Source organism: Saccharothrix espanaensis DSM 44229, from assembly GCF_000328705.1.
GTDB classification, from domain to species: domain Bacteria; phylum Actinomycetota; class Actinomycetes; order Mycobacteriales; family Pseudonocardiaceae; genus Actinosynnema; species Actinosynnema espanaense.
On the sequence record NC_019673.1, the window covers coordinates 6,046,237 to 6,068,077 of the forward strand.

At 73.3% G+C, this 21,841-nt stretch carries 16 protein-coding genes; all 16 read right to left on the reverse strand.

The features are described from left to right. Positions 1 to 34: 34 nt before the first annotated feature. Positions 35 to 1,333, reverse strand: coding sequence for a Na+/H+ antiporter NhaA (gene nhaA, locus BN6_RS26110; protein WP_015102773.1), 1,299 nt, complete (start codon positions 1,331 to 1,333; stop codon positions 35 to 37). Between the two features lie 544 nt (positions 1,334 to 1,877). Then, positions 1,878 to 2,507 (reverse strand): TetR/AcrR family transcriptional regulator, encoded by a 630-nt coding sequence (locus tag BN6_RS26115; protein ID WP_015102774.1) that lies wholly within the window; start codon positions 2,505 to 2,507, stop codon positions 1,878 to 1,880. A gap of 39 nt (positions 2,508 to 2,546) precedes the next feature. After that, positions 2,547 to 4,265: an amidohydrolase gene (locus BN6_RS26120; RefSeq protein WP_015102775.1), complete on the reverse strand. Its 1,719-nt coding sequence runs from the start codon at positions 4,263 to 4,265 to the stop codon at positions 2,547 to 2,549. Positions 4,266 to 4,751: 486 nt separating this feature from the next. Continuing rightward, a complete protein-coding gene (locus BN6_RS42425; protein WP_015102777.1) occupies positions 4,752 to 5,888 on the reverse strand; it encodes an iron-containing alcohol dehydrogenase in 1,137 nt (378 codons plus the stop codon). A gap of 3 nt (positions 5,889 to 5,891) precedes the next feature. Beyond that, on the reverse strand, positions 5,892 to 6,644 hold the full coding sequence (locus tag BN6_RS49745; RefSeq protein WP_331712600.1) for a helix-turn-helix transcriptional regulator: 753 nt from the start codon (positions 6,642 to 6,644) through the stop codon (positions 5,892 to 5,894). A gap of 673 nt (positions 6,645 to 7,317) precedes the next feature. Then, positions 7,318 to 8,070 carry an ABC transporter permease gene (locus tag BN6_RS26145; protein ID WP_015102780.1) on the reverse strand — a complete coding sequence of 251 codons (753 nt, stop codon included), beginning with the start codon at positions 8,068 to 8,070 and terminating at the stop codon, positions 7,318 to 7,320. Between the two features lie 8 nt (positions 8,071 to 8,078). Further along, positions 8,079 to 9,083: an ATP-binding cassette domain-containing protein gene (locus BN6_RS26150; protein ID WP_015102781.1), complete on the reverse strand. Its 1,005-nt coding sequence runs from the start codon at positions 9,081 to 9,083 to the stop codon at positions 8,079 to 8,081. Next, positions 9,083 to 9,502, reverse strand: coding sequence for an EXLDI protein (locus BN6_RS26155; RefSeq protein ID WP_015102782.1), 420 nt, complete (start codon positions 9,500 to 9,502; stop codon positions 9,083 to 9,085). Before BN6_RS26155 ends, BN6_RS26150 begins: the two co-directional genes overlap by 1 nt. Before the next feature lie 113 nt (positions 9,503 to 9,615). Beyond that, positions 9,616 to 10,863, reverse strand: a complete 1,248-nt coding sequence (locus BN6_RS26160; protein WP_015102783.1) for a cytochrome P450 — start codon at positions 10,861 to 10,863, stop codon at positions 9,616 to 9,618. 42 nt (positions 10,864 to 10,905) lie between these two features. Then, a complete protein-coding gene (locus BN6_RS26165; protein ID WP_015102784.1) occupies positions 10,906 to 13,341 on the reverse strand; it encodes a lantibiotic dehydratase C-terminal domain-containing protein in 2,436 nt (811 codons plus the stop codon). Continuing rightward, a complete protein-coding gene (locus tag BN6_RS26170; protein WP_158509433.1) occupies positions 13,338 to 14,147 on the reverse strand; it encodes a lantibiotic dehydratase C-terminal domain-containing protein in 810 nt (269 codons plus the stop codon). Before BN6_RS26170 ends, BN6_RS26165 begins: the two co-directional genes overlap by 4 nt. A 7-nt stretch (positions 14,148 to 14,154) precedes the next feature. Next, complete coding sequence (locus BN6_RS26175) at positions 14,155 to 16,584, reverse strand: lantibiotic dehydratase (RefSeq protein ID WP_015102786.1); 2,430 nt, start codon at positions 16,582 to 16,584, stop codon at positions 14,155 to 14,157. Further along, a complete protein-coding gene (locus tag BN6_RS46950; protein WP_015102787.1) occupies positions 16,581 to 16,916 on the reverse strand; it encodes a nitroreductase family protein in 336 nt (111 codons plus the stop codon). Before BN6_RS46950 ends, BN6_RS26175 begins: the two co-directional genes overlap by 4 nt. A gap of 1 nt (position 16,917) precedes the next feature. Further along, entirely contained in the window at positions 16,918 to 18,009 is a 1,092-nt protein-coding gene (locus BN6_RS46955; RefSeq protein ID WP_015102788.1) for a nitroreductase family protein, read from the reverse strand. Then, on the reverse strand, positions 18,006 to 19,823 hold the full coding sequence (locus tag BN6_RS26190) for a TOMM precursor leader peptide-binding protein (RefSeq protein WP_015102789.1): 1,818 nt from the start codon (positions 19,821 to 19,823) through the stop codon (positions 18,006 to 18,008). The genes BN6_RS46955 and BN6_RS26190 overlap by 4 nt, the downstream gene beginning before the upstream one ends. After that, complete coding sequence (locus BN6_RS46960; RefSeq protein ID WP_158509434.1) at positions 19,820 to 21,778, reverse strand: hypothetical protein; 1,959 nt, start codon at positions 21,776 to 21,778, stop codon at positions 19,820 to 19,822. The genes BN6_RS26190 and BN6_RS46960 overlap by 4 nt, the downstream gene beginning before the upstream one ends. Positions 21,779 to 21,841: the final 63 nt, after the last annotated feature.

Genomic DNA, 21,841 nt, shown 5'->3' on the forward strand with positions numbered 1-21,841 from the left:
GCGGCCCACGCGAGGGGTCGGCCGAGGGATCGGGTCAGTCCGCGGTGGGCGTGCGCTGGTGGACGTCCGGGATGCCGTCGTGGTCGTCGTCCCGGGTCTCCTCTTCGTGGATCCGCCGGTAGACCCGGTTGCGTGCCCGCAGGATGACCGTCGCGACCAGTGCCGAGAGCAGGGAGCCCAGCAGCACGGCGATCTTGGCGTCGCCGTACTGGGTGCTGCCCTGCCCGAAGGCGAGTTCGCCGACCAGCAGCGACACGGTGAACCCGATGCCGCCCAGCACCGCCAGGCCGACGACGTCCACCCAGGCCAGGTCGTCGTCCAGCTCCGCCCTCGTGAAGCGCGAGACCAGCCACGTGCTCGCGGTGATGCCCACCAGTTTGCCGAACAGCAGCCCGGCGACGACACCGAGCGTGACGGTGTCGGTCAGCGACGACACGAACCCGTCGAACCCGCCCAGCGCCACACCGGAGGCGAAGAACGCGAACACCGGCACCGCGACCCCGGTCGACAGCGGGCGAAAGCGGTGCTCGAAGTGCTCGGCCAGACCGGGGCCCTCGCCCGCCCGGCGCCGGATCACCGGGACCGCGAAGCCGAGCAGCACGCCGGCGACCGTCGCGTGCACGCCCGAGGCGTGCATCAACGCCCACACCGCCGCGGCCAGGGGAAGCAGCAGCCACCACGACCGGACCCGCCGTTGCACGAGCACCGTGAACAGCGCCAAGGGCACGAGCATGAGCAGCAGCGGGACCACCGACAGCCGGTCGGTGTAGAACAGGGCGATGATCACGATGGCGATCAGGTCGTCCACCACGGCCAGCGTCAGCAGGAAGGTGCGCAGCGCCGAAGGCAGGAAGCGCCCGATCACCGCGAGCACGGCCAGCGCGAACGCGATGTCGGTCGCGGTCGGGATCGCCCACCCCGACGCCGCTTCGGGCGAGCCCAGGTTGACCAGCGTGTAGATCAACGCCGGCACCGCCACACCGCCGACCGCCGCCGCCACCGGCACCGCCGCCCGTCGCGGGTCCCGCAGGTCACCGGCCACGAACTCGCGCTTGAGCTCCAGACCGGCGACGAAGAAGAAGATCGCCAGGAGGCCGTCGGACGCCCACTGGCCCAGCGACAGGCGCAGGTGCAGCGACTCCGGGCCGAACTCGACCCCGCGCAGTGCCTCGTAGGCCGGCGCCCACGGCGAGTTGGCCCACACCAGGCCGAGCAGCGCGGCGGCCAGCATGATCACCCCGCCGACGGTCTCCAGGCGGAGGATGTCGGCGATGCGCCTGGCCTCGGGCCACGTGCCCCGGTCGAAGATCCTGGCGGCGGTGGCGCGGTTCACGGGCGGCTCCGGGGTCGGTCGGACACGACGCCGACCAGGCTTCCCGGCACACCATGCCCTGCCCAGGGCAACGACCCCGACCCTACCCACCCCGGCCGGGATCCGCCCATCACGCAGAACACGCCGGTCGACGACCGCACGCTCTGTCGTCCGCTGTGCCGCGTGCACGTGGAGGTCGGGCGGCGGATCACGGACTGGCGGTCCGGGGTGTCGACCTCGTCGTCCACGAGCCGGTAAGCCTCGACCCTGGTGGACCTCCACCCGCCCGGTGTCGTCCCAGCCGATCAGCTGCGCAGACCGGTGCACGGGCACGGGGTGCAGGTGCCCGCCGGAGGTCCGGCCTACCCCGCAGGCAGTCGCTGGTTGCCGCCAGGTCGCGGATGACCCGGGCAGCGTCGACGGGTCTGCCGAGGTGAGGTGAGAAGCCGTGCGGGCGACGAAGCACCAGCGAAACGCCGGGTCGCCGGCAACGGAGACGCAGAACGGGCCATGGGCACGAATCCGCCGGCACCACCGACGATCCGCAACCCGGCTGGATGTCCCCTCAGGCGGGCCGGTAGATGGCCGACGCCCAGATGTCGGCCAGCGACCGGATCATGGCATCCGAGGACGCCCACCCGCGATCGGGTTGCAGCGAGTTCACGTAGAAGCAGCGCTCGTTCATCCACACCAGGGTGGTGGCCAGTTCGCCGGCGTCGTGGCCGGCAGGCGCGACTCCGGTCGCCCTGTCGGCCACGATCTTCGCGGTCGCGCCGGCGATCAGGCGGTCCATCATGTGCTCGAAGGAGCCGGCGAGTTCGGGTTGCTCCGGATAGGCGCGAGCGACCGTGCGCAGCACCGGGCCGTGCGCGAGGAAGACCCGGTACACCGCCCGCAACGCCGTGTAGAGGGAATCGACGGCGTCCCCGGCCACCGCGTCCACTTCCAGCCAGTTCCGCTCGAACTCCCCGTACACGTCATCGAGGATCCGCTCGAACAACGCGGCGACGACAGCGTGCTTGGACTGGAAGTAGAAGTAGAACGTGGCCCGCGACACCCCGGCCTCGTCGAGGATGTCGGAGACCGCGGTGTCCTCGATGGACCGGTCCGCCAGAAGCCTGCCGACCGCGTCGATGATGGCGACTTCGACCGATCCGTCGCGTTGGACGCCACGGGAGGTGCGCCTGGCCGCCATCAGCGCCCGCGAGCCTGTCCGGAAAGCATGTCGCCGATCCTAGAGGACGCCTTCGTCGTGCACCGGACGCCCGCCGAGCATGGTCAGGTGCACCTTCGTGTCCTTGAGATCCTCGGTCGGCGTGGTGAGCGGATCGCGGTCGACGACGATCAGGTCGGCGTGTCCGCCCGCCTCCAGCGTGCCGATCCCCTTCCAGCGCAGGATTCGGGCGGCCGACCGGGTCCAGCTGGCGAGCGACTGCTGCCGGTCGATCACCTGGGCCGGACCGTCGTTGCGGTCACCGAACACGCCGCGGTGGGTCTGCGCGAAAGCGATGTGCTCGAAGACGTTCGCGGGCCCCCAGTCGGTGCCGCAGCCGACCTCGAAACCGTGGTCGAGCTCGCGGCGCAACGGGATCAGGTTCTTCACGTAGTCGCTGCCCAACCGCTCCCGGAAGGTGTGCATCTTGAAGTAGGAGAAGGACATGCTGGTGGTGATCTGGAAACCCAGGTCGCGGTAGCGGCGGCACTGGTCGTCGTCCATGAAGTAGGCGTGCTGCAGAGTCCACTGCTGTTCGGAGAAGTCGCCGAACTTGCGCCGGGCGGCTTCCAGGTGTGCCAGCGCGACGTCGTGCTCGCGGTCGGCCACCGAGATGAGGTTCATCCGCATCCCGCGCTCGGCCGCGAACTCGACCATGAGTCGGCCCTTCCACTCCGGGATGAACTCGACGCCCTTCGACCACTCGCCGTAGGGGCCGCGGTAGCTCCGGTTGAGGATCATCATCCCCGGGTTGATCGGTCCGCCCCGCGAGCACAGGAAGCTCTCTGTGCGGAACATGTCGCCGGAGAGGTCCTGCAGGCGGTAGGCGAGTTCCAACCGCTGCACCAGCTCGGTCTCGGTCAGCGTGACGGAGGTCGGCAGGCCGTGCGGCTCGGCGTCGGGCGTGCACAGGACGCGGGTGGTCAGCGTGCCGGCGTTGCCGTGCTGGCGGTAGACGTCGATGAGCGGCCAGTCCATCATGTGGCCCTCGAAGATGGTCGTGACGCCCCTGCGGTTCGCCTCGGCCATCCCGCTCCGGGCGCCCTCGTACCAGTCTTGCGGGGACACCCCGTCGATCCGCGCGAGGATGGCGTCCCACCACGGTTCGTTGTTGTAGTAGTTGTTCACCGGCCCGAGCAGCCGGCCGGTCGGCTCGCCGTCCGCGTCCTTCTCGATCGAGACGCGGCCGACTCGGTCCGGGGTGTTCCTGGAGACCTGGAGGTTCCACAGGCCGCGCGTGTTCAGCACGGTCACGGCCGGGTGCACCGGAGCCCACGCCTGGATCCAGACCGGGTGGTCCGGTGCCGCGGCGTCCAGCAGCTGCCGGGTCGGCAACTCCCCTTCGGCCAGGTCCCGGTAGGAGCGACGGAGGAAGTAGTGGGGTTCCCCGATGGGCGAGCAGCGGATCCACTGCCCCTTGGGGGTCCTCGCGGCGGCGGCGCTGATCCGTGCGGCGATCTCACCGTGGTCGCGGCAGTCGAGCAGGTCCACGACCGAACGCTTGATGCCGTTCCAGTGGAGCAGGTGCGGATGCGTGTCGATCAACCCGGGCATCACCGTGGCACCCGCCAAGTCGACGGCAACGGCCTGGTCGCCGGCGGCTGCGCGCATCTCCTCCGCCGAGCCGGTGGCGACGACCCGACCCTCCCGGACGACGATCGCCTCCTCGACGGCACCGTCCTCGCGCATCGTGACCACTTGGCCGCCGTGGAACAGCGTGGCCCTGTCATCCCTGGTCATCCGATCTCCTCCTCATCGACACTGACGAGGCTCCGGATCGTATGTTCAGACACACCGTCCAGACAAGGTGTATGGCCACAGAAGGTCGCTCGAAAAACACGGACAGGTCTTGTCACGGCGGCGCTGTTGCTGCCGGGACCGCCAGGTGGCCTCAACGTCCCGAGGCCGCAGCCCTGCTCCGCGATCGCCGACTCCGCCAACCGGATCGACGCGAGTCCCGGCGTGGTCACCACCACTCGTTCGCCGTGGTCGTCGGCGGTGGTGCATGTCCGAGCCGCAGCCGCCCGGCCACCTCGGAGTTCGAGCCGTCCTCGGTACACGCCAACACGATCCGGGCGCGAGGCCAATCCCTGTGCCGCCACGTGACGCCTCGTCCACGGCTCCAGCACGCGACGCTCGTCATCGGCCGGGTGCAGCGGCACCGAGTTCCGGACTCGGCACCGCCACAACCCGGCCTGCTCAAGGATCGACGACCCAGGACACCGGCTAGCCGCCGTCGGCCACCGCGCCGAAGAACGCGCGGAGCCGGCCCGCGTCGAGACCGGTCAGCGCCCTTCGCCACGACGCCAACGCGGCCTCCGCGAACGTTCCCGGGTCGCCGGGCAGCGGCTGCCGGGGCACGCCCCAGTCCCGCAGCTCCGAGGCGCTCCCGGCCGCCTCGGAGCCCAGCGACACCGCGGCCAGTGCCCGCCGGGCCCGGTGCGGCTCACCCCAACCCGGCTCCCGCGACGCCCACTGGGCGTAGGTGGGGAACAACCACGCCAGCGCCCGCATCTTGGTGACCCCGGCGACGGCCGCCGCCGCGTCGGCGAGGTACCACAGGTGGAACGCGAACGGGGACCGGCCGAGCAGGCTCCACGCCTGCTGTGACCCGGCGCTCACCAACGACAGGGACAGGCGCAGCCGGTTGGCGGCGGCGGTCCCCGGCTCGTGGCGGAGCAGCCGGTCGGCGCGATCCCGCACGAGGCGCGCCGCGCCGGTGCACCACGCCGTCCCGGCGCCGCCGAGCGGGTGTGGACCCAGCACCGGGCCGAGCAGCCGCACCAGCACCTCCAGCGCCCCCGAAGCGAGCAGGTCACGCGGCAGCGACGAGGTCAGCACCGGGTCGACCACCGCGCCGGACGGTCGCAACGCCGGCCCGACGAGCAGCCGCGACCGTCCGTCCGGCAGGAGCAGCCTGGCGACCGCGCTGGTCTCCGAGCCGGTGCCGATCGTGGTGGGCACGGCCACCAGCGAGCACCCGGTGCGCCGCGGCGCGCTCAGCAGGCCGAGACCGGACCTGGCCGGGCCGCCGTACCTCGGCTCGCAGCCCGCAGCCAGCGCCACGGCGATCTTCGCCGCGTCCAGGACCGATCCGCCGCCGATCGCGACCACCCGCCGGACCCCGTGCGCCCGGATCGCCGCCACCAGTTCCCCGTGTCCCGCGGTGGACGGCACCAGACAGCGCGCCGACGTGGCGGCCAGTTCCCCGATCACCGGGTGCGCGCGCGCCGCGGCGGGATCGGCCACGACCAGCGTGTCCGGGCCGGGCCGGGCTCGTGCCGCCCACTCGGCGATCGCGTCGCGACCCGCGTGGACGGCGACCGGTGAGGGCATCGCGCCGAACAGGGCTGAGCCGGCCACCGCTCACCCCCTGACCCGGTTGCGGACCGCACGGCCGGGGTGCGTGCCCGGCGCGGTCCTGGAGAAGAGGTCGAACCTGCTGCGCAGCCCCAGTTTCCGCAGGATCGCCGCCACGTGGTTCTTCACGGTGTTCGTGCTGATGCCCAGGCTGCGGGCGATCTGGCCGTTCGTGCACCGCTCGGACAGCATCCACAGCACTTCCTGCTCCCTGGGGTGAGCAGGTCCGGCCGGGCCGATCCGCGCACCGGCGCGGGGGCGTACTGGCCGAGCAGCCAGACCCGCTGTCCGCGCAGCGTCTCCTTGGCCGCGGCGACCAGTCGGTCCGGCGGTTCCTGGACCGCCACGAAGCTGTCGACGCCGGACAGCTGGTACAGCAGGAAGTCCCGCTCGGACACCCCGCCGCAATAGGCGAGGACGTACGGGGGGTGGGCGGCCGACTTGAGTTCGCGGCAGCAGGTCAGTCCGGCGTCCGGGTCCGGTTTCGTGGGATCGATGATGACCAGTCGGACCGTTCTTCGGTCGACCGATTCCTGTACCAGGTGGAAGTCCTCGGAAGCCACCGGGACGACGGTGTCGAACCCGCCTTCGGCGCTTTCCAACGCCGCCTTCACCCCCAGGCACACTATCGGTTGTAAGCCATAGAGCAGTACCTGCACACTTCCCCCCTGGGAAATAGAATGTGCTTTCCAAGATGCGGTCTGCGGTCACCGCCCGGCTGCGGCGCGGGTCGGGCGGGCACCGCCTGGAATCATCCACGAACTCCGTCCACGAACTCCGCCGTCGAGTCCGACGAACCGATTCAACTGCGCTCCGATCCGCGCGTCAGGTGGGCGATGATCGCTGGGGTGTCACGGGTGTCCGGGCCACGTCGGGTTCGACCGCGACTCGGCCGGGTTCGGCGGCGCGGGACTTCGGCACAGCCGCGGGCCTCTCCTGGAATCGGCGGTTTTCGCAGATCACCGTGCCGTGGTGACGGATCGGCGCGATGTCGAACGGGTCGCCGGCGCCGGTCGGCGTGGTGGTGGGAACGGCTCGTTCAGGGCCCCCGCCCCGGCGCTCGATGCCGCCCACCGTGATCGACCCCCTCCCCCACCCGGCGCGCAGCGCCGAAGACGGAGCCGGTTCTGCTCGGGCTCCACCACCCGGTGTTTCGAGTGCTCTGCCGTTTCCGAATCCGGTCGCCGGGCCCAGGACTCCACTGGGCGCGCCCGCCGCCGGCAATCGGCTGGGATTCGGCCGCACATCGCGACCGGCCCCTTCGAACGCGGCCGCCAGTACCCTCGCCAGACTACTCACCCTCGCCTGTCCAGGGAGTGGGCGAACGGGTGACAGCGCTGATCGGAATACCTGCGCGCACGGGTACGGACGAGGTGGTTCGGGAAAATCGGACCACCTCGCCCGCGCCCCGCGCGCGTCGTCGCCGGGAAGGTCACACGTTGCGCAGAGAACCGATCGACCACCTCACGGTCAGCAGGGTGAGAACAGAGATGACGCCGAACGCGATCGGCACGGAACTGTCCGTGAATGCGCCGGCGAACAACGCCCGGGACGCCTCCACCACGTGGTAGAAGGGGTTCACCTGAGCCACCACCCGCAGCCAGTCCGGCGCCAGGCTGATCGGCAGCACCACCCCGGAGAGCAGCAGCAGGGGCAGGCTCAGGAACCCGAGCAGCTGGGACAGCACGTTCTCGTCCCGGACGGCCAGCGCGATCGCGTACGAGAACGCCGCGGTGAGCATGGTGATCAGCACGAACAGCACCAGGGCCAGCAGCAGGCCGCCGGCCGAGAAGTCGAGCCCCATCGCGAACGCGATCACCAGCAGCACCAGAGCTTGCGGCAGCACGATCACCACGTCGCGCAGCAGTTTCGCGACGATCAGCGCGGCGCGGCTCATCCGCGTGGCGGCGAGCCGCTCCACGACGCCGGACCGCAGTTCGGAGACCATCCCGAATCCGGTGTAGAGCGAGCCGAACAGCGCCAGCAGGACCAGCAGTCCCGGCGCGAACCGGTCGAACATCTGCTCCTGGCCGACCCCCGGCACGGAGACCTGGTTCAGCAGCGGCGCGTAGAGCACCAGCCACAGCAGCGGCTGGACCAGGCCCACCGCGATCAGCGCGGGCGACCTCAGCAGCCGCTTGACCTCGTAGCGCCAGAGGATCGCGGTGTCGGAGACGAACGCCATGGTGGTCCTCACCTCCCTTGGCCGGCGGTGGCCGCGACCGGTCCCGCGACGGCGGTCGTGGGCTGCTCGCGCAGCGAGCGCCCGGTCTGCTTCAGGAAGACGTCGTCCAGACTGGACGATTCGACCGACATCGACCGGACCGGGATGTCGTGGCCCTCCAACGCGCGCAGCACCGCCGGGACCGCGTCGCCGCCGTTGTCGACGTAGCACCGCACGCCGCGCGTCTCGACCCGGACCTCCCGCACGAACGGCAGGTCACCCACCACGGCCGTGGCGCGCTCGGTGTCGGCCTCGTCCAGCCGCACCGTGACGACATCGCCGCTGACCGTGCGCTTGAGGTCGTCGGGCGAACCCTCCGCGACGATCACGCCGCGGTCGATGATGGCGACCCGGTCGCACAGGGCGTCGGCCTCGTCCAGGTAGTGGGTGGTGAGGAAGACGGTCGTGTCGGCCGCCCGCAAGGCACGCACCTCGTCCCACAGCGCGATCCGCGCGGTGGGGTCGAGGCCGAGCGTCGGCTCGTCCAGGAACAGCAGTTCCGGCCGGTGCACCAGGCCGAGGGCGAGGGCGAGCCTGCGGCGCTGCCCACCGGACAGCGTCTGGCCCGCCCGGTTCGCGACCTCGACCAGGTCGAACGCCTCCAGCAGGCGGTCACCGCTCTGCCTGGCCGCGGTGACGCCCATCCCGGAGATCCGGGCCTGGAGCATGAGGTTGTCCCGCACCGGCATCCCGTCGTCCACGCCGCCCGCCTGGCTGACGTAGCCGATGCGCTCGCGCGCTCTCCGGGTCTCCTTCGGCAGTTCGCACCCGACGACGGTGATCCGGCCGCTGGTGGGCGGGGTGAGCGTGCTCAGCATCCGGACGGTGGTGGTCTTGCCCGCCCCGTTGGGGCCCAGGAACCCGAAGATCTCGCCCCGGTCCGGCAGCGCCAGGTTCACCCCGCGCACGGCTTCCACCGTCCCGGACCTGCGATCCCGGAAGGTCTTCTTCAGGTCGACGGCTTCGAGGATCATCAGATGTCCAACTCCTCGACGGTGGTCGACTGCCGCGCGCGTTCGAGGTTCGCGGCCAGTTGCCGCGGCACGGCTCCGAGAAGTTCCTCGAACCTCTCGAAGACGTGCAGTTCCAGCTGCGCCGACCCCCACGCCTCCGCCGAGGCGTTCCAGAACGCGTCGCCCTCCGGTGCCGTGGCGTCGGTCCACCACGCGTTGTCCTCCGGGACTTGCGCGGGAACCTGCTCCGGCCAGTTCTCGAACCGCTGGGTGTGCAGCGCGTACCGCCCCTTCTGGGTTTCGTAGGCGACGTGGTACGTGCCGGACCTGGCGTCGGCGGAGGGTGCGTACCACTCCCCGATCCGGCGCGCGATGAAACGCTTGCGCTGGTAGTCGCTGGTGTGGCCGACGCCGACGTCGACCTCCCGGTAGTCCTCCACGTGCCCCTCCGTCGGCCGGGCCCGCCGGTGCGCCGGCCGCGATCGACCATGCCCGGTCAAGCATCCGTATACGTACTACTATACACATACCGGCAAGAGAGGAAACCCGCTGCTCACGAGGGTGGTATCGCCCGCCCCAATCGAACGGGCAGAGAGCGTCGACCGTTCAACGTGACCACCGACCGCCGACGCAAACCCGCCGGGTCCACCGCGAACGCGAGACCGGGGGCGGCTCGCACCAGCACCTCGATCGCGACCTGCGCCTCCACCCGGGCGAGTGCCGCGCCGGTGCAACGGTGCGGCCCGCGCCCGAAGGCCAGGTGCGCACGGGCGTCCCGCGCGGGGTCCACCGCGTGCGGGCAGGCGAACCGGGCCTCGTCCCGGTTGGCCGAGTTCAGCGCGACCACGACCAGCTCCCCCTCCGGGATGCGGGTGCCGCCGACCTCCACCTCGGTCGTCGTGAACCGCCACACCCCCAGTCGCGCCGACCCCTCGGCGCGCAGGAACTCCTCCACCAGTGCCGGCACGGCGGACCGGTCGGTGCGGACCAGCGCCGACAATCCCGGGTCCCGCAGCAGGCCCTCCACCACGTTCCCGATGAACGCGCCGGTCGTGTCGAAGCCCGCCACGGCCAGGTGGAACAGGAACGTCACCACGTCGACGTCCGGCATCGCCCGGCGCTGCGCGGCCCGCACGACGCTGCCCATGAGGTCGTCGTGGTGCTCGCGGCGGCGCTCCCCGACGTACCCGCCGACCAACTCGAACGCCCGCTGCGCCGCAACGCGCAGAGCCTCCACGTCGGCGGCGTCGTCCGCCACGGTGCGCCGCACGAAATCCACGAACACCGGCCGATCCCGGTCCGGGATGCCGAGCAGTTCGCACATCACGGTCACCGACAGCGGCACGGCGTACCGGCTCAGCAGGTCGAACTCGTCGGGCAGGTCGGCGAGCAGCTCGGCCGCGATCCCCGCGACGCGCGGACGCAGCTCCTCGGCCCGCCGGGTGGTGAACGCCCCGGCGACCAAGGCGCGCAGCACACCGTGCTCGGGAACGTCCACACTCGACAGACTCGTGCCGTAGGCGGAGATCATGTCCCCCGCGGGCGAGCTCCAGTCCAGGTCGCGCCACGCGTCGGGGTAACGCCGGGTGTCATTGGTCAGCCGGGAGTCGGTGAGCACGCTCTGGACGTCCTCGTACCGGGTGACGAGCCAGGCGTCCAGCCCGTTGGGCAGCCGCACCCGAGCCACCGGGCGGTGTTCGCGCAACCAGTCGAACACCGCGTGCGGCGCGTCGAAGAACGCCGCGCCGAAAGGGTTGTCGGGATCGACCGGGCGGAGCGCCGCGCCCGCTTGATCGCTCATGTCGTGCTCCCTGGTTCGTGCGCCGCCGCCCGGCGCGAGTGGTCAGAACACGCCGAGCTCGTAGGCGAACCCGACGTCCTTCGGCCTGCCGACGAGGAGCTGGATCATCGGCTCCAGGTGCTGATCGGCCAGTCCCAGGGCAGTCATCAGCACGTCCGGGTCCAGCCCGCAGTGCGCCTGGCACGCCAGCGACCTCGCCGCTGCGGCGAGGTAACCGCGCTGGGTGGCGATACCGGCCTCCATGCCCTGGATGCGGTACCAGCGGTCGCCGTGCACCGGCAGCGCCGCCTCGTAGTCCGTGACGACGGTCAGCGCCACCGGCACGCACCCGACGTCGATCACCGAACGCGTCACCGCGTGCCGCAGCTCGTGCCGCACGTCGCCGCGCCGCAGCAGACCCAGCCGGCGCCCGTCCACCACCAGGTACACCCCCGGTGCCACGCCGGCGACGTCGCCGATCGTCACGACGTGCGCGGTCTGGTCGAAGCAACGCCCGCCCGGCAGGTCGTTGCGGTAGGGCGCGCGGATCCGGTCCAGCAGCCCGGCCAGCTCCTCGGCGGTGAGGCCGCCGCGCCCGAAGAAGCCGAGCGAGCTGCGGCGCGCGGTCCAGGCGTCGTCCCCGGGGTCGGTCGGTGGCAGGTCGACCCACTCGACGACCCCGGCGCGCAGCCGCCCGAGCAGGGGCGGCGCGGAGACCCGGGGAGCACCGGGCCGGGCCCGCGCCGCGTCCTCGACCGGGTGGCCCACCGGTGCCGGGCGGGCCGCGACCGGCACCGCGGCGGGTCCGGCGGTCAGCACGGCATAGCTGCGGGTGGTCGTCCCGTCCACCCCGATGACCCGGTCGACCTCGGCGTCCGGGAAGTGGTAGCACACCCCGAGGTCCCACCCCGCCGCCTCGGCGACCGCGAGCGTCTGGCCGACCAACACGCCCGCGTCCATGCATTGCAGCCGGTACGCGAACTCGCCGTACTTGAACTCGGTGCGCCACGGCGTCACGGTCACGACCAGGTCGCGGGGCACCCCGGCCGGTTCCGGCCCCGCAGGCCGGGCCAGCGCGTGGTGGACCGGTTCGTAGCGCGCGGACGCGGTGTCGCCGAACACGGTGTGCAGGTCCGCCGGGTAGCGCTGACCCGCCGAGGACACCACGCGGTGCACCGAGGCCGGGAAGCGCTCGGCCCCGGCCGCCGGCCGCAGCCTCGACGCACCGGCCGCGCAACGCAGGAACGTGCCCCAGTCGTCCGGTGACCGCGGGTCGAGCCCACCGGCGGGGGTGGGCCTGCCGTCCGGGAGCGCGGTCAGCTCGCCGACCGGGCGAGGGGCGGGCAACTCGCTCCAGTCGACGCCCTCCGGGATGCGGACACCCGTGCGGTTGTCGCGGGCGTAGCGCAGCGCGGGGAGGCCGGCGGTGTCGCGGGCTCCCGGTGTGAACCGGATCTCGGTGTCCGCGTGCCGGTCCACGACGTCCGCGACGACCTGGCCCAGCGCGAGCCGCTGACCGGGCGTGACGCCGAGCCGGGTCAGGTGCAGGTAGGTCCAGTTGACCAGGACGCGGTGCAGCCGGAGCACCGGGTCGGACGCCGCCGCGGCGAGCCAGCGCGGGTCGCGCTGCAACCGGGCGTGGAACGGGCTGCGCGCCAGCACCGACTCGTCCCAGCTCGTCTCGCCGTGCCGACCGGTCAGCGGCAGGCGCAGCCGGTCGAGGGCGAGCAGCCGGCGCGCCTCGGGCACCAGGCCCTCGACGCCGTCGGTGAACGCCGCCAGACCGGGCAGGTGCAGGGGTTCACCGGTCCGCGCCGAGCGCAGCACCAGTTCGACGAGCGGCGTGAGCCTGGGCAGCCAGCGCTCGCTCAGCCGGCTCAGCTCCGCGCGGAGCCGGTCCGGCGTCGCCGATTCCATGATCGCGCCCTCGACGTGCGAGCGGAACGACATGCCGCCCAGTCTCAGCGGACCGGGGAACCTGGTCGCGCAGAGCAACATCAACGCCACGGCCAGCCGCATCCGCGCCGCCGGGCGTTCACCGCCGGCGGCACGCAGGCTGTCGATCGCGGCACCGGTCGACAGGTGGTGGAACCGGTCGAACAGCGCGACGGCGTCCGCACCGCCCAGCACCGGGGCGCGATCCGGGTGCGCGATGCGCAGGACGGAGTTGTCGGGCTGTGGCGGGAGATCGTCGTCCACGCCTTCGCGCAGCGCGAGTTCCAGGTCCGCCGCCGGGCGCGCCGCCGGTGTCCCGGGCTCGGCGGCGCCCAGCCGGTGGCGCAGTGCCGAGGCCACGTCCGCCGCGGTCGACCCGTCGACCAGCAGGGAGACCCGGATGTTCGGGCCACCCTGCCACTCCCGGAAGATCTGCCGCAGCGCGCACTGCCCGGCGACGTCGTCCAGCAGCGGAGCCAACTGCTCGGCGATCACCGCGTCGTGCGACGTGCTGCGGTAGACGCGGTGGTCCAACCACGTCACGGATTCGGGCAGTCGTGTCATCTGGTGACCTCCGCGTCGGACATCAGCGCCATCCAGGCGGCTGCGGCCTCGTCCAGCAGGGTGAGCCCCAGCCGGTTGCAGTGCGTGTGCCACGCGTGCCGGAACGCGTCGACACCGCCCAGCTCACCGGCCACGTCGGAGCACAGCCCGGCGACCGCGACCGCTGCCGCCGCCGGCGGCCGGTCCTGCGGGGTCGCCGAGCTCTGCGCCCGGCACCTGCGCCGGACCTCCGCGGCCTGGTCGCCGGCGAGCCGTTCGGCCCAGACCGTCATCTCCGGCCCGAGTTCGTGCTCGCGCAACGCGTGCCGCAGCACGTCCACGCCGTGCCGGAAGCGCTCGCCCCAGGAGTGCTGCCGGTGCGCACGCAGCGCGACTGCGCTGGAGGCCTTGAGGAATCGCAGGGTGCGCGGCGCGTCGGTACAGGAGGGACCGCCCGGCATCCACTCGCCGTCGAACTCCGTCTCCCACCACGTCCGGGAAGCCCGCAACGGCAGCACGACCCCGGTGCCGGTCTCCCGCGCCCTGATCCACGCGACCGATCGCTCGTACTCCGCCACGGTGAGCGCGCGCGGCTCGGGGTTGCGCTCCGCCCACCGCCGGAACTCGCCGTCCAGGCGCGACATCGCCCGTGTCCGCTGCTCCCGGTCGGCGCACAACAGCCGGATGCGGACATGCGGTCCGCCGTCCCAGTAGCGGAGGAAGAACCACGCGCCCAGCCCGAACTCCTCATGGACCCGCGCCGCCGCCGGCAGCAGCACGGGTAGTTGTCGATCGAGGTCGCTGTGCGCGCAAACGTGGACCGACAACCACTCCTCAGCCATCCCCGAGCCCCACTTCCCACACCACTTCCGGAACCCACGGCGTGCCGTGCGCGTCAGCCGGCACCTGCGCGCTGGTCGGCAGGACCTCGTGGAACAGCAGCCGGCGGGCACCCTTGCGGGTCAGCTTGTCCAGCTGGAGCACGCCCAACGGCGAGGAGAGGTCCAGCGGCAACGGTTTGCGGTGCTTGTCCGCGACCGTGCTGCCCACGACCCGCACGTACACCTGCCGAGGTATCTCCAACCGTCCGCACCACTCGGCGACCCGCACGCCGTAGGGGAACAGGTCCTCGCCGGCACCGCGTCCCGGCACGTCGGCCGCGTCCACGATGACGGTGCGCCGGAGCAGCACCACGTCGCCGATCCGCACCCTGGGCGTGACGACCGCCCCGTCACCCACCACCTCGCCCGCCGCGGCGACGACCGGCTGCACCCGGTGCTCCGCCGGCGGCGCGAACGCCCGCAGCAGCACGCGGATCACCGCCGGGCCGCGGAACTCCGCCATCCGTCCTCTCGGGACGATGCGCACCGGCCGGCCGCGGTGGGTCAGCAGGAGCCGCCCGGCCCGGGAGACCACCCGGCAGTCCCGGGCGTCGACGCCGCGTCCGCCGACCGCCGGTCCGGCCAGGTTCAGCTCCGGCAGGGCACCCAGCTCGCGCAGGTTGACGTTGCTGCCGGACACGGCGGAGATCTCCACGTCGAGCGTGCCGGGCCGGGTGACCGGCCGGTCGTCCGGCCAGCCGGCGACCTCCTCGGCGGGCAGCCCCAGCCGGCGCAGGATGCGCCGCACGTGCGCGGCCGGTCGTCCGGAGCCGTCCTCGACCGAGTTGACCACGAACAGCCGCCGGCCGGCCACGCGGACCGGGTGGCCGTAGAACGCCAGGCTCGTGGTCGCGCTGGGGCCGGGATCGGGTGCGGGCGGCAGCGCGTCGAGGGTGATGCCGTCGGGCCCGACCGGCGCGGCGGCGATCAGCTCCCGCAGCCCGCCGAGACCGGCCGCCGACGCGTCCGGCAACAGGAACCCGTCGCTCCACAACGCGTCCAGCCCCGGTGTCCCGCGAGCGGTGGCCAGGTCGTGCAGCACGTCGACCAGCGGGACCGGGGTGCCTTCCCCGTGCCGTTCGGCGAGGTGGTGCGCGACGACCGCGCGCACCGGCTCCCACGGGTCCGCATGCCCGATCCAGTTCCCGATCGCGCGCAAGGTCGGCTCGACCTGCCGCCAGCCCGCGTCGAGTTCCAGCCGTCCGTCCCGCAGCACGCTGTCGGCGAACGTCGCAGTACCGCGGGAGAGCGCGTCGGCGGGCCAGCCCAGTCGACGCCCCAGCCCGGAGAGGGCTTCGGGCAGGCGTTCGACGGCGGCGGCCCCGGTGTCCGGCCGCATCGCGCTGTCGACCAGGTCGGCCACCTCGCCGAGCGCGGCGGACACCGGGGTCGCCCGGTGCGAGCCGAGCACCGCCCGCACCGGGTCGTCCCCCTGGGCGCCGACCGCTCCGGCCGCGACGACCAGGTCCGCGCGCACCAACGAGTCGAGCAGCCCACGCGCCCGGGGCACGTCGCCCAGCACCGCGGCGAGGTCGTCCACGGCCGCCGCCACGTCGCGCGGGTGGCCGAGCCACGTGCCGAGCACCCGGCGGACCGGTTCGTCCAGCCGGAGCTGGCGGACGCCGGCGTGACCGTGCGGCACGAACCGCACGAACTCGCCGAACGTCGTGCTCGGGTTCGCCGTCACCCGGTCCACCGGGCCGAGCTGCCGGACGAGCACTTCGGTGATGGTCGCGTTCAGCTCGACGTGGTCGACCCGCCGGGTGAGGTCCCCGGCCCACCGGTCCGGGCCGTCGTGGAAGACGCCACGGGCCCAACCGCACAGCGCACCGCGCGGCGTGGACTTGACCGAACCGCGCGCCACGAACGCGTACAGGCTCAGCACCGCGTCCACGTCCGCAGGACCGGCACGTCCGTCGAGCACCGCGGCCAACGGCGACCCGGCCCGCTGGAGCTCGACCTTGACCGGCGGCAGCCCCGCGAGTTCCACGACGGCGGCCGAGCTCCGGCGCAGTTCGTCCGTCCACACGCGTTGCCCGTCCTCGACCGCGGCTTCGAGTCGCGCGTGCACCGCGAGCCAGTACCGCACCTCGTCCGCCACCGCCCCCGGCAGCCGTCCGCCGACGCCGGACCACAGGCGGCGCACGCGTGCCGCACGGCGGTTGTGGATCGCCCTCCTGAGGTCGAGCAGGACCCGGCGGTCAGGGTGCGCCGCCTGCGCGCCGATCAGTCCGTGCAACGCGTCCGAGCACCGCCCACCGCTGAGGCGGAGCTCCTCCGCCGTCGCCGCCCGCCGTTCGACCGCCGACGCCGCCGAGGCGGAGCCGACGACGTCCGGTGCGGTCGCGGGCAGGGCGGGCACCCGCACGACGTAGGGGTTCACCGGTCCGCTCCCACTTGGATGCGGTAGCGCGCGGACGCCCGCTTCCGGGCGACCATCACCGCGAACACCGCGATCCGGGACGGACCACCGGTCACGTCGCGGATCGGCTGGGTCAGGAAACCGTTGTGCACCCTGGCGACCAACCCCTCCGCGCTCGCCGCCACCAGCAGCCGCGTCGTGGCGGCTCCGGCACGCAGGTGCAGGTCGACGTACGCCCGGTCGCCGCGCTCCCGCCGCCACTCGTCGGCGTCGGTGGTGACGAAGAACGTCGCGGGCGCGAGGTGCGCGTTCGTGGACTGCGCCAGCTGGCAGCGGCGGAGGAAAGCCCGCACGTCACCGACCAAGGACGTCGTGCCGTCGTAGAGGCCGTCGGCGACTCCCCGGACGTTCACGGCGGCGGTGAGCACGGACAGCGCCGGCGCGCCGCCCCACATCCCCGGGAACGATGTCGTGCGCGCGGCCGAGCCCAGCCGCGCGAGCTGGTCGCGGTCCAGGGACGCCGGCGACGGGATGAACCCCGGATCGCCCGAATCCCGATCGCGGCGCACCCGGCGCCACGGCACGCGCAACGGCTCCGGCCCGTCGTCGTGCGGTACGGGGTGCGCCGCCGGCACGGGCATGGTGGTCGAGGCGAACCGCCGGTGCGCCGCCGCGGCCGAGGGCCCGACCTCGTCGATCGGCGGGCAGGGGCGGTGCGCGGACGTGGGCGACCGGTCGGGCCGCGGCCAGGTCCACGACCCCGCCGGTCAGCCGGATCATCAGCAGCGCGGACTCCCGCGCGCCGTCCAGGCCCAGCAACCCGTCCAGCTCGGCGGCGGTGGAGTCGGTGTCGAACGCGCCGACCAGCCCGAGGGCGCGTGCCGTCAGCAGCAGGCTTTCCGCGAGCAGTCCCGCCTCCTGGCACACCAGCCGGTAGGCGTACTCGCCGTAGTGGGCGCCGATCGTGCCGACCGCGGCGCTGATCACCAACCCGGTCCTGGTCCACCGCCGGTGCCGCGGCGGAGCGGCGGACCGCAACTGGTGGTGCTCGGGGAAGTACCGGGCGACGTCCGGAGCACCCGCCGGGCCGTCCCCGCCGACGACCCAGACCGAACAGGGGTGCACGCACCGGGCGGACGGCACGACGCGGTGGTGCCGCCAGGCCGACTGCGGCCCGAGCTCGACCGCCGACGCCCCGGCCCCGTGCGCGAGGAGTGCGGCCAACGCGGCGGCCGTGAGCCCGGCGCGTGCACCACCGCCGCCCGACCAGTCGACCGCGGGATCGACGTCGACCGGCGGGAGCCGCCGCACCCAGGAGGGCGTGCCGGTGTCGCGCCGCCACGGCGGGAACTCGGCGGGCAGGCCCCGCGGCACCACGTCGGCCATCCGGTCGAAGGTGAGCCGCAGGTACCGGTCGACGGCCGGCGCCGTGTCGTCGGCGATCACGGGAACGGGTGGGGAAGCAGGTTCAGGTCGGCCCGGGTCAACGGCCCGCCGGCGCGCCCCATCCGCGCCGGCGCGGTCCGCAGCCGGTCCAGGTCGCACCGCCGCGCCCAGTGCCCGAACGTCATCGGGACGCTCCCGGGCACCAGCACCTTCACGCAGCGGAACCCACCCAGGCGGTGCTCGGGCGTGGTCTGGTCGACCACGAGCACCGGCAGCCCGGCGTCCCCGACGCGCTCCACCACATCGGCCAGGTCGTCGCGCAGGTCGTCGTGGCGGTGCGGCTCGGCGTGCCGGCGCGCGGCGTCGGCCAGGCTCAGCCGGTCCACCGGGTCGAGCAGGAACTCCAGGCGCGGGAACGCCTCCGGGGCGCAGTACAGCAGCCGGTGGTCCTCCATGTGCCGCACCTCGTCCGGGTCGTCCAGCATGGCCAGCGCGCGGTCCCGGTTCGCGCGGTAGGCGGGCGGGAACTCCGAGGTGAACGGCGCGAGTTCGAGCAGCGCCCCCTCGAACGCCGTACCCAGGTCGAGGTGCGCGCCGGCCGCGCACAGCGCCTTCGGCTGCCCCGGCCGGTCGTGCTCGTCCACGGCCAGCACCCAGACCGCCGGGACGCCGAGGTCGGTGGTGATGTCGAACAGGTGGATCCGGTAGCCGCTGAGCCGTTCGATGCGCTCGACCATGAGCCGCAGCGCGGTGTCGCGGACCGGGTCGAGCTCCACCTCGACCGGTCGCACCCGGCAGTACCAGGTCAGCAGGAACGCGTCCCGCTCGGCGATCTCGAACAGGCCGTGCAGCGCCGCCTCCGTCGGGTTCGAACCGATCGCGCACCCGTTGGAGATCTCGTAGGCCAACGACGGCGTCTCCGTCCGGTGGTACAGCGGCTCGTAGTAGGCGAAGCACTCCGGGACCAGCACCGCGGTGCCGGCCGTCAGCGAGTGCGCCCACACCCACGGGATCTCGCGATCCTCGTCGAACGGGTGGAAGGGGAAGTTCGCGCCGGTGTACTGCTCCGGCTCGTGGAGGCCGAATTCGCGCGGGTCCACGGCGGTGTCGCGGAGCCGGGCGAAGCTGTCGCGGACCGCGGTGCGCCGACCGCCCGGCTGCGCGCCGCCGGACCGCTCCAGCGCCTCGGCGACGGCGGTGACCTCCGCCCCGAGGAAGCTGCCCTGCCGGCCGAAGCCGATCTCCTGGCGGGGTGACACGCGCAGCCCGGCCGGCGCGGTCGCGGTGGGGAACAGGCCGTGCGCGCTGCGCCGGATGTGCCGGACGAGCCCGGCTTCCTCGTCCACGTACAGGTCGCGCAACGCGTCGGCGGAGTCCAGCAGGTTGCGCACCCGGTACCGGTCGGGCGCGGGCTTGGGCACGGGCACCTCGAACACGTCGGGTGCCGGCGGGCCGTCGTCCGGCACCGATCCGCAGGTCGGGCACAGCGGGTCGGGGAGGAACTTCCGGTTCGCGACCGCGAGGTCCTTCAGCGACAGCACCTGGAAAGCGGTGTGCGGGGCGCCCGCGGTGTCGACCCGGGCCCGCACGAGTTCTGCCAGCAGCGGCCGGATCAGGCGGTGCCGGTCGTCGAACCGGACGCGGCCCTCCCGCGCGAACCGGGCGACGGTGGGCACGGCTTCGGGCCGGCACGCCGCCCGGCGGGAGACCAGGCAGCGCAGGCAGCCCGGCACCCCGGCGCGCGAGGTCGGGCCGAGGATGACCTTGCCGGGCTCCCACCACGCCGTGGTGCTCCGCCCGCCCACCCCGGACTCCTCGTCCACCAACGCCAGGTGCTCCTCGGTCGGTGGCGCGTCCAGCACGTGCAGCGTCATCGGACCGCCTCCTCGCGCGAAGCCGCGACCACGACCGCGCAGACCCGGCCGACCCGGCCGAGCAGCGGGTGGGTCGGGGCGGTGACGGCGAGGACGTCGCACTCGGCACCCAGCGCGGATCGCAACCACCGCGCCGCGTTCGCCACCACGCCGGGCGCGGCGGGTTCGTCCGCGCACCCGGCCCCGGCGGGGATCGACGGTGCGCGCAACGCCTGGCCGGTGACGGTCTCGTGGAGTCCGCACGCCGCGTCGAACAGCGCGTCGGTCGCCGCCCGCGCCGGGTCGTGGGCGACGCCGACCCCGGTGAGGCCGGTGGGGGACTCGGCGCGGGCGACCGCGAAGCCGTCCTCGTCCAGCACCGAGCGCACGGTGACCTCGTGGCCGCCCGCCGCCAGGATCCGCCGCAAGCGGACGTCGTGGGGGCTGTCCGCGCCGACCACCTCGCCGCCTGGGGCCGCGCGGTCGCGCAAGGCCCGCTGACCGAGCCTGCCCACCGCGCGCAGCGCCGCTTCCCCCCAGTTCGCGCCGGAGGCGACGCCCAGCGGGACCCCGGTCTCCAGCCATGCCGCGAGCCGGTCCCGCGGCACGTCGACCGGGCGGTCGCGGAGCAGGTCGGACATCGCGTGGACGTCGTCGTGGCGCGCGTCGGCGACGGCGTCGAGGCAGGCCCGTTCCGCTGCGACGAGCACCGCGGCCAGCCGGGCGGTGGTGAGGTCGAGCCCGGTTCCCACGGCGGTGACCCGGGCCCCGTCGTCCTCGACGGAGGTGACGGCGGCACGGCAGCAGTGCAGGGGGACCTGCGCCAGAGACCCCTCGTCGACCTCGCCCACCGCGCCGAAGCGGCTGTCCGCCTCGGACCTGAAGACCGGGGAGAAGGCCGCGGATCCGGTGTCGTCCGGCGGCAGCGACGCCGCCCAGCCTCCGGGCGCGGCCGGCACCTCCGGCGCTTCGGCGGAGAGCACGACGGCCTCGGTTTCGAGGGTGGCCAGGTCGATCCGCACGGCCCGGTCGCGGAAGTCGTCGGCGGGCACCCCGGTCAGCAGCTTGAACGCCTCGAAGGCGAGTTGCCCGGCCACGATGCGCGCCGTGGGCGTGCCGAGGAACGGGCTCGGCGCGGTCGTGACGCGGAGCCGCCGCCACAGGTCCGGCCCCCGCGTCCCGCCGGCCGGGCCGGCCAGCGGACCGAGCCAGGCCTCGTCGCCGGCGATCACGCCGTGCAGGACCGTCCTCCCGGCGCGCTCGCAGTGCTCGTCGAGCCACCCGGCCGCCGCGGCGTCGAACTCGTCGGCGAAGTGGAGGACAACGGCCGTCCGCCGCACCAGCTCGGCGAGTCGCGTCCGCGCGGCGATGGGACCGTCGTCGGGGCCTATCACCTCGACGGTCAGATCGGGGTCGCGGGTCTGGGCGTCGGCCACCACCTGGCGCACGCCGAGCGCGCTGGGATCACCGGCCATCAGCACCGCGGTGGTGCGCCGGTTCCCCAACTGCACCAAGGCACGCACCAGGCCCTCCAACGTCCGACCCGACCCGACGCACAGGACCGCGGCGTCCCGGAACGACTCGTACCGCGCGGCCGGCGAATCGCCGAAGTACTCGATGAAGGCCAATTCCCCGGCGTAGGCGGTCAACTCGCGCGCGGACAGCCCGTGCGCGCGGTCGACACCCGCGTTCCGCACGAACCCGGCGTCGTGCAGGTTGTGCACCAGCAGGCGGACTTGCTCGCCGACCGCGGGCGGCAGGCCGCGTACGAGGTCACCCAGCGTCGCGCTGCCGTCGAGGTGGGGTGCGATCCTGTCGATGAGCGCGTACGACGACTTGCCCCGAATGGTCAGCGAGGCGGCGTTGCACAACAGGAAGGCCCCGTCGTCATCAGGTACCCACAGCGCGTCGGTGCGCAGCTTCGGTCTGAATTCGTCCGCGACCACGGCGGCCGAACCGGGCGTTGGTGTGTTCACGGTTCGCACGTCCCCCTCATGGCGGTGCGGGCGCGGCCGGTCCGGTGGTCCGGACCGGCCGCC

Excerpts from the sequence above, each read along its gene's own strand:
- BN6_RS26160 (WP_015102783.1), bottom strand. The coding sequence starts at position 10,863 with ATGAGCGATCAAGCGGGCGCGGCGCTCCGCCCGGTCGATCCCGACAAC.
- BN6_RS26190 (WP_015102789.1), bottom strand. The coding sequence starts at position 19,823 with ATGACGCTGCACGTGCTGGACGCGCCACCGACCGAGGAGCACCTGGCG.
- BN6_RS26165 (WP_015102784.1), bottom strand. The coding sequence starts at position 13,341 with ATGACACGACTGCCCGAATCCGTGACGTGGTTGGACCACCGCGTCTAC.
- BN6_RS26120 (WP_015102775.1), bottom strand. The coding sequence starts at position 4,265 with ATGACCAGGGATGACAGGGCCACGCTGTTCCACGGCGGCCAAGTGGTC.
- BN6_RS26145 (WP_015102780.1), bottom strand. The coding sequence starts at position 8,070 with ATGGCGTTCGTCTCCGACACCGCGATCCTCTGGCGCTACGAGGTCAAG.
- BN6_RS26115 (WP_015102774.1), bottom strand. The coding sequence starts at position 2,507 with ATGGCGGCCAGGCGCACCTCCCGTGGCGTCCAACGCGACGGATCGGTC.
- BN6_RS26150 (WP_015102781.1), bottom strand. The coding sequence starts at position 9,083 with ATGATCCTCGAAGCCGTCGACCTGAAGAAGACCTTCCGGGATCGCAGG.